This window comes from Paenibacillus sp. Aloe-11 (genome assembly GCF_000245715.1).
GTDB classification, from domain to species: Bacteria; Bacillota; Bacilli; order Paenibacillales; family Paenibacillaceae; genus Paenibacillus; species Paenibacillus kribbensis.
In genome coordinates this window covers 122,085-129,312 of record NZ_JH601057.1, presented here as the reverse complement: position 1 = coordinate 129,312, position 7,228 = coordinate 122,085, and the positions used below count along the sequence as shown (strand labels likewise).

At 47.8% G+C, this 7,228-nt stretch carries 5 protein-coding genes; 2 read left to right on the top strand and 3 right to left on the bottom strand.

What is annotated here, in order from left to right; genetic code table 11:
• On the top strand, positions 1–1,238 hold a 1,238-nt coding region (locus WG8_RS17805), incomplete at its 5' end, for a peptidoglycan D,D-transpeptidase FtsI family protein (protein WP_007431615.1).
• Here the strand turns inward: WG8_RS17805 and WG8_RS17800 are convergent.
• On the bottom strand, positions 1,193–2,347 hold the full coding sequence (locus WG8_RS17800) for an AI-2E family transporter (RefSeq protein ID WP_007431614.1): 1,155 nt from the start codon (positions 2,345–2,347) through the stop codon (positions 1,193–1,195). The two genes, WG8_RS17805 and WG8_RS17800, sit on opposite strands and share 46 nt — an antisense overlap.
• Before the next feature lie 176 nt (positions 2,348–2,523).
• Here WG8_RS17800 and WG8_RS17795 point away from each other — a divergent pair, with 176 nt between their 5' ends.
• Positions 2,524–3,921 carry a polysaccharide deacetylase family protein gene (locus WG8_RS17795; protein WP_007431613.1) on the top strand — a complete coding sequence of 466 codons (1,398 nt, stop codon included), beginning with the start codon at positions 2,524–2,526 and terminating at the stop codon, positions 3,919–3,921.
• A gap of 135 nt (positions 3,922–4,056) precedes the next feature.
• On the opposite strand, the gene ilvD is transcribed toward WG8_RS17795, so the two are convergent.
• Together ilvD and WG8_RS17785 are read right to left on the bottom strand one after the other, a co-directional pair.
• Positions 4,057–5,745: a dihydroxy-acid dehydratase gene (ilvD, locus tag WG8_RS17790; protein ID WP_007431612.1), complete on the bottom strand. Its 1,689-nt coding sequence runs from the start codon at positions 5,743–5,745 to the stop codon at positions 4,057–4,059.
• 194 nt (positions 5,746–5,939) lie between these two features.
• The gene (locus WG8_RS17785; RefSeq protein WP_007431611.1) at positions 5,940–6,974 is read right to left on the bottom strand and encodes an acyltransferase family protein; all 1,035 of its coding nucleotides are present in this window, start codon (positions 6,972–6,974) and stop codon (positions 5,940–5,942) included.
• Between the last annotated feature and the right edge of the window lie 254 nt (positions 6,975–7,228).

The window sequence follows — 7,228 nt, the reverse complement described above, 5'->3', positions numbered from 1 at the left end:
TCGGCGCAGCCGGGCTGGAAAGAACGCTGGAGCCGTTGCTGAGTGGCGTGGGTAAAACATTCGTCTCCCGGTTTGTGGATGCGCATCGACGCCCGCTGGCTCATGTATCACTGCGGGTCAGTGCTCCAGCCAATGCTCACTATCCGCTACAGGTGCAGACCACTATTGATCTTTCCTTACAGGAGCAGCTTGAAAAGCTGACGGAAGCCAATCACCTGGCAGAAGGTGCAGTGGTTGTACTTGATGCCGGTAATGCAGATGTGCTGGCGATGGTGTCTCGTCCTTTTTATAATCCCGTTCGTGTCGATCCGCAGCAGACAACAGACTGGTCGAATCGCGCGCTCAAGGCGGTAACCCCCGGTTCCATTTTTAAACTGGTTACGGCTGCGGCTGCACTTGAATCAGGTGTTGTCCAACCGAAGGAGCAGTTCCATTGTCATGGAACCTATGGCAAGTACGGTTTGACTTGCTGGAAAAAAGAAGGACACGGCACCCTGAACCTGGAAGAGGGGCTTGCCGTATCCTGTAATATCGTGTTCGCTCATCTTGGCGAACGGCTTAAGCCTGAGCAAATTCAGGCTACGGCCTCTGCGCTGGGGTTGAGCCGAACCGTGGGCTGGCAGGAGCGAAATCTTGCAGGGCTGCCGCAATTCAGACCGCTGGATCACGAGGAAAAGGGAGCCGTATTCGGCTCCCATACGAATGCGGCGGATCGGGGCGTACGTGTACAGACAGCGATCGGTCAGCGCGACGTGCTGGTCACGCCCCTCCAAGCCGCCAATCTCATCGTCACCTTGCTGCACGACGGCCAGGTCCATGCTCCACGCCTTGTGAATCGCATCAGCTACGCAGATGGAGGCACCATGCTAGAGCTACCTGCTCATGCTTCACCAGCACCCCAGGGAAGCCACCCGATTCATGCCTCCACGGCCCGCACGCTTCGCGAGGCGATGGAGAAAGTCGTGGCCCACGGTACAGGCGTATCCTTGCGTGATAAATCATGGCATCTGGCTGGAAAATCGGGTACAGCCCAAGCCTTAAAGGACGGCCGTTCCATAAATCACCAATGGTTTATCGGTTATGGTCCAGTAGAGCGACCTCGTTATGCTGTTGCCGTCCTGGTGCAAAATGCTCCAACGCACTCTGCCAATCGGGCTACTGCACTGTTCGGACAGGTGATGGATCTGCTGGCTCAATTCTCCTCGGCTCCACGAGCAGTCTCACGGTCCTCCTCCTGAATTTTGACAATAAACGGGGGCTCGTCAAATTCTTCTGTCGGAAACCGAATCCATTGTTGCAGATAGCCTTGCTGCCACAATTCCTTGAGCAAAATAATCAGAATCGGAGACAAGATTAATCCGGCCAATCCGAAAATGGATAACGATATAATGGCAAAGGAAAGCATCAGATAGGCAGATGAGACACCGATAGAATTTCCAGTGATTTTAGGCTCTGCCAGTTGGCGGACGATCACCGCGACAGCCATGACAATAAGCAGCCCGATAGCCAAGCCGGTATTCCCTGTAATGAACAAATACACTGCCCACGGAATAAAAATAACAGGCACACCCAGCAAGGGGAGAATATCAAACAACGCCGCCACAAGTGCCAATGACAGGGCATTATCCACTTGCAAAATGAGTAAACCTATAAATACAAGGATAAAGGTAATCCCTACCAGTAAGGCTTGAGCCTTCAGAAAGGCGGAGATCGCTTTAAGCACGTGGTTTTTTAGAAAAAGGTAAGCCGTTTTTAGTGTCTTGGGAGTTTTACTACGGGCAATTCCCTTCCAGAGATTAATTTCCATGCTTAAAAAGAACGCTAAAATGATTGCAACGGCAAAATTGCCCATAAAAACAGTGAAGGAGCTGAGAAATTGTATGAAAAAGGATAATCCGAGCTGTGCCCATTTGGTAGCAATCGTGGTCGCAGTCGCAAAATATTCATTCACACGTTCGGTAACACCCGAAGGTAGAGCAGCAATTTTATCTTGAGAAAGATGAAGAAATCGCGTGAATTCCGTTTGGATAATCTGGGTATAATGTGGGAGGTTTTGCGCGACTTTTGTAAATTGCGTAACCAGAATCAAACCCAGTCCGAAAAAAATAGCGAGTAAAAGGATGATGAACAGCAACACGGAGAGCGCGGAGGCGAAGGGCTTCTTCATCCCTTTGCGATGGAAATAACGGGCTGCAGGTTCAATGCACCAGAACACGACGAACGATAGGAATACTGGTGCCGCCAGCTGATACAGCTTGCTGGATACAAACATTATTAAATACACGGTTAATACAATCAGGCCGATATCAAAAACGGTACGCCAATATTTTTTGTACAATGGAAGCATATGTATACAACGACTCCTTTAAGATTTTTATTTATTGTACACTAAAATTGGACTTCAATGCTGATCATGCAATAGCAAAATGTCCGCATGCTTACGCTTTATGATAATATATAAGTAAGTGAATTTTCCTCAGGAATCCAGCTTGGGAGTACAGAATAGAAAAGTGGGGATAAAACGTGCAGACTTTGCTGTTATGGATGTTTTACATTTCAACTTTTTATGCTTTTATTCCGGCGCTAGTCAGTCGTATTTTTGGGTTCAGAGTGTTTCGACGTGGCAAAAGCGAGCAGGAATTTGCGCTCACCTTTGATGATGGTCCTGATCCGGTGTATACACCGCAGTTGCTGGATTTATTGAAGCGTTTTGATGCCAAGGCTACTTTTTTTGTCGTTGGCATCAATGCGGAAAAGCATCCCGAGCTTCTAAAACGCATGCATGATGAAGGTCATTTGATCGGGATTCATAATTATGTGCATAAATCGAATTGGCTGATGCGGCCAGTTACTGTCAGAAGGCAGATTGCCCAAACAGAAGAAGTCATTCGCCGGGTAACAGGAAAGGGAACGACCTTCTACCGTCCGCCATGGGGAATTGTGAACTTCTTTGATATTTCTAAAACAAATGGTCGTCGAATTGTATTATGGTCCTCCATGTTTGGGGATTGGAAGGCGAGCATTGGAGCAAAACAGTTGGCGGAGCGGATGCTCAAAAAGCTGAGGGGTGGCGAGGTGATGCTGCTCCATGACTGTGGTACGACATTGGGAGCAGACGAAGAGGCCCCTCAGAATATGCTAATCGCGCTAGAGAAGCTTCTGCTGGCCGCCCAAGAACGGCAATTGCGCAGCGTACGGGTGGATACATTGTTTGGTCAGCCTGTCCTTATTTCAGCTGCCAGTGAGATGGCCGGTACGGGGTGGTTCAAAAAAACGCTGGTATTTGGATGGCTGCTCTACGAGCGCCTATTCCACGCTTTATTCCGGCTTCGTCCCGTAAGCAAGGAGGATACGATTTTTTATTATCGTCGTCGTACCTATCATGGACCGAATGTAAACATGGAGAACGGTAGGTGGCTAAAAAAGGGAGACCCGATCGTCGAGCTTCATTTTGATAATAAAATGTTGTTTCATTTAGGCTCGACAGCAAAGTCTGTGGTGCATTTGGCTATTCAATTGATCCGAATCGTGAAGCGGCAGCTTCCTGATCTTGCCCATCAGCTTGTACATGATTCTGGAATGAATGGTGTAAAGGCTGTCTATGCAGTAAGTATGATTAACCGCGGACCAGAGAAGCTGGGATTTCAAATTCAAGAGCTACCCAAAGGACTGTTCAAGGGAGCGTCGACCGTATATTTAAAGCTGTTATTTAGTGTCATCCATCCTTCGGGCCTCGAGCAGTTGAACGAAAAAAAAGAGGTGATGGTACCTAAAATGATCGTGATGCCAATTGATATTTTGTTTGACCGTTTTCACCAAGGGGAGGCATATCAGGCAGATTCGGCCCTTGGTCAAACCAATCAACTGGGAGCTGCGCATGTGCTCCAGGGCGAAGTGAATGATGAGGCTAGCTCCATTTAAACAGCAGTTAGAGCTTCACAAGCAGCGGACACAGGATCAGAGCAGTCAACCTAATACTGGAAAAGCCTCCCACCCTCTGTTATCAGGGAGCGGGAGGCTTTTTTAACTGTTTATAAAACATATATTAGTCAAGCATTAGATTTTCATAATTCCGCCGTTGCTTGCGTTCGTTACCAGCTTGGAATAACGTGCCAGGTAGCCAGTCTTCACCTTCGGCTCGAAGCCTTTCCAGTGGGCACGGCGACGTTCAAATTCTTCGTCCGAAATTTGCAGCTCAATCTTACGGTTGTTCAGATCCAGCTCAATAATATCGCCGTCTTCAACAAAAGCGATAGGACCACCCTCAGCGGCTTCAGGGGAAATATGGCCGATGGAGATACCACGAGATGCACCAGAGAAGCGTCCGTCTGTAATCAGACCCACCTTGGCACCAAGTCCCATGCCCACGATTTGCGAGGTTGGAGCCAGCATTTCAGGCATACCCGGTCCGCCCTTAGGACCTTCATAACGGATAACAACAACGTGTCCTTCCTTGATTTTCCCGTTGGCGATGCCAGCCAGTGCATCTTCCTGTGAATCAAAGCAGATGGCAGGACCTTTGTGATACCCCTTAACAGAAGGATCAACTGCACCGACTTTAATAATGGAGCCCTGTGGTGCCAGATTACCGAATAGTACAGCCAGTCCGCCGCGTTCGGAATAAGGGTTGTCCAGCTTGTGGATGACATTCGTGTCGAGAATTTCCTGTCCTTCTACGTTTTCACGAATAGTTTTTCCGGTTACCGTAATACAGTCGCCATGCAGTGCGCCCGGTTTCTTCAACAGTTCATTCAGCACTGCGCTTACGCCGCCTGCATTATGAACATCCTCAATGTGATAATCGGAAGCAGGTGCCAATTTGGACAAATGAGGTACGCGGTTGGCGACTTCATTAATACGTTCAATAGGGTAATCCACTTCAGCTTCATGAGCCAATGCCAAAGTATGCAATACCGTATTGGTGGAACCGCCCATGGCCATGTCCAACGCAAATGCATTATCAATGGCTTCTTTAGTTACGATATCACGTGGCTTAAGATCCAGCTTGATCAATTCCATCAATTGGTGTGCAGATTGTTTGACGAATTCTTTACGCTCTTCTGCCACTGCGAGAATGGTACCGTTACCTGGCATAGCCAGACCCAGCGCTTCAGCGAGACAGTTCATGGAATTGGCTGTGAACATTCCTGAGCAGGAGCCACAGGTTGGACAGCCGTATTGTTCCAATTCAAGCAAGCTTTGGTCGTCAATCTTACCCGCCTGGAATGCACCTACACCCTCGAAGACAGAGGTCAGGGAGATAGAGCGTCCATTTTTGTCCTTACCAGCTTTCATAGGGCCGCCGCTGACGAAAATAGTCGGAATGTTAACACGCAATGCACCCATCATCATGCCGGGGGTAATTTTATCACAGTTAGGAATACACACCATGCCGTCAAACCAGTGCGCTGAAACAACGGTTTCCAGAGAGTCGGCGATAATTTCGCGGCTTGGCAGAGAATAACGCATACCAATATGTCCCATGGCAATGCCGTCATCTACACCGATGGTGTTGAATTCGAAAGGTACACCGCCTGCGTCACGAATGGCCTGTTTGACAATTTTGCCGAATTCCTGCAAATGAACGTGACCCGGTACAATGTCAATATACGAGTTGCATACCGCAATAAACGGTTTGTCAAAATCTTCTTCCTTAACGCCCGCTGCGCGCAGCAAGCTGCGGTGAGGAGCGCGGTCAAAGCCTTTTTTAATCATATCGGAACGCATTTTCGTCTTTGCTGTCATGATGCTGGTTTCCCCCCAAAGTATAAAAATGATATGGCGCTGAATAGACGCCGTTAAGAGCGCAGATGTTTTCTAAAGAGTCTATCATAGATGTGAGCATTTTTCTACATATATGAGGATTTCGAGAAATGACAAAAAGTGAATGTGAAAAAGCCCACACCGCTATAAAACGGGTGAGCTCCAGCTAAATAAAATTATGCAGATCGTCTAAAAGGATAAGGAGCTGGTTTAAGCATCCAATCTACTTGTGGCTCAACCAGAGGCCGTGTTGCCATCCGAACCCAGGGCATAGTCAACAAACAGCACAGACCTGCTGCACACACTACGATTAAAATAATCTCCACCGGTGTATCTATATATTCGTAGACTCCCTTCGCAACAACGGTGCGGACGATCAGGCCATGGAGCAAGAAGACGTATAATGTCCGCCGACCCATCTCGGTGATACGTCCTGTGATTGCTGGAACTAAGCCTAAAAACGCCATGGAGGCTATGAATTGAACGCCATACATGCCGATACGGTAAATCCCTGCGTACCATTCGGTATGGCCCAGCTCACCATAAGTCATGCTGCCATACAGCCAGCCTGCAGGGATGCCGAAATACGACGTTCCCGCCAACACCATGAGCAGAAGGGATACAGCACCAGCGATGATTCGAACTGGAGCTGTAAAGAAGCGGTGAACGTCCGCATAATTCAAATGATACCCTGCTATAAAGTAAGGTAAATAAACAAAGGTTCTGCATACGCTTAGCCATATACCCTCCACAGGGAGATATCCAACAAGGATGCCCAGTAGCACGGATATGCCCAATTGCAAGACAGGCGGCACTCCCCGCAAAGCGAGCATCAACAGTCTCCAACAGATATGGCTGGCAAGGAACCAGAGCAGCAGGTAAGGTGCGAAAAAAGAATGATGGATACGTGGAACGTGAAAGAGTGCAACATCCAATACAGAATAGAGCGATTGGAAAATAAGATATTGCATGCCAATCTGTAGAAGAACTTTACGGCCTGCTGGTCCCGTCAGGGAGGACTTGGCAAAATAGCCTGTAACGAGCACAAACAACGGCATATGGAACATAAATATCCAGCTGAACCATTGCTGGGCGATATGAAATGAATTAGCTAGCGGCTCCAGAGCATTCCCCGCAAATACACATATGATCAACATAAATCGCAAATTGAGAAAGAAGCTTTCCCCCTGTATATCATGGCTTGTCGTCATGTGTTTCCCTCCGAACGGCAGTCAGCCGTGTAAACTATTTAAAAAATAATTCTTTACAAGGAACAAGGTACGATACTCTGGACTCTACCATTGTGATTTAATTCACAATGGTAAGCGCTATCATGTCCTTATTATGTGGCGAAAGCTTGAACAGCGGATAAAGATAGGCCAACACTAGGAAATATTTGCTGATTTGACCCTGAATGTACAACGGTGTTACCCTAACATGGCTATAGTTACACTGGTGAATACTT

Coding starts and splice junctions, on each gene's coding strand:
- WG8_RS17800 (WP_007431614.1), bottom strand. CDS start 2,347: ATGCTTCCATTGTACAAAAAATATTGGCGTACCGTTTTTGATATCGGC.
- ilvD (WP_007431612.1), bottom strand. CDS start 5,745: ATGACAGCAAAGACGAAAATGCGTTCCGATATGATTAAAAAAGGCTTT.
- WG8_RS17785 (WP_007431611.1), bottom strand. CDS start 6,974: ATGACGACAAGCCATGATATACAGGGGGAAAGCTTCTTTCTCAATTTG.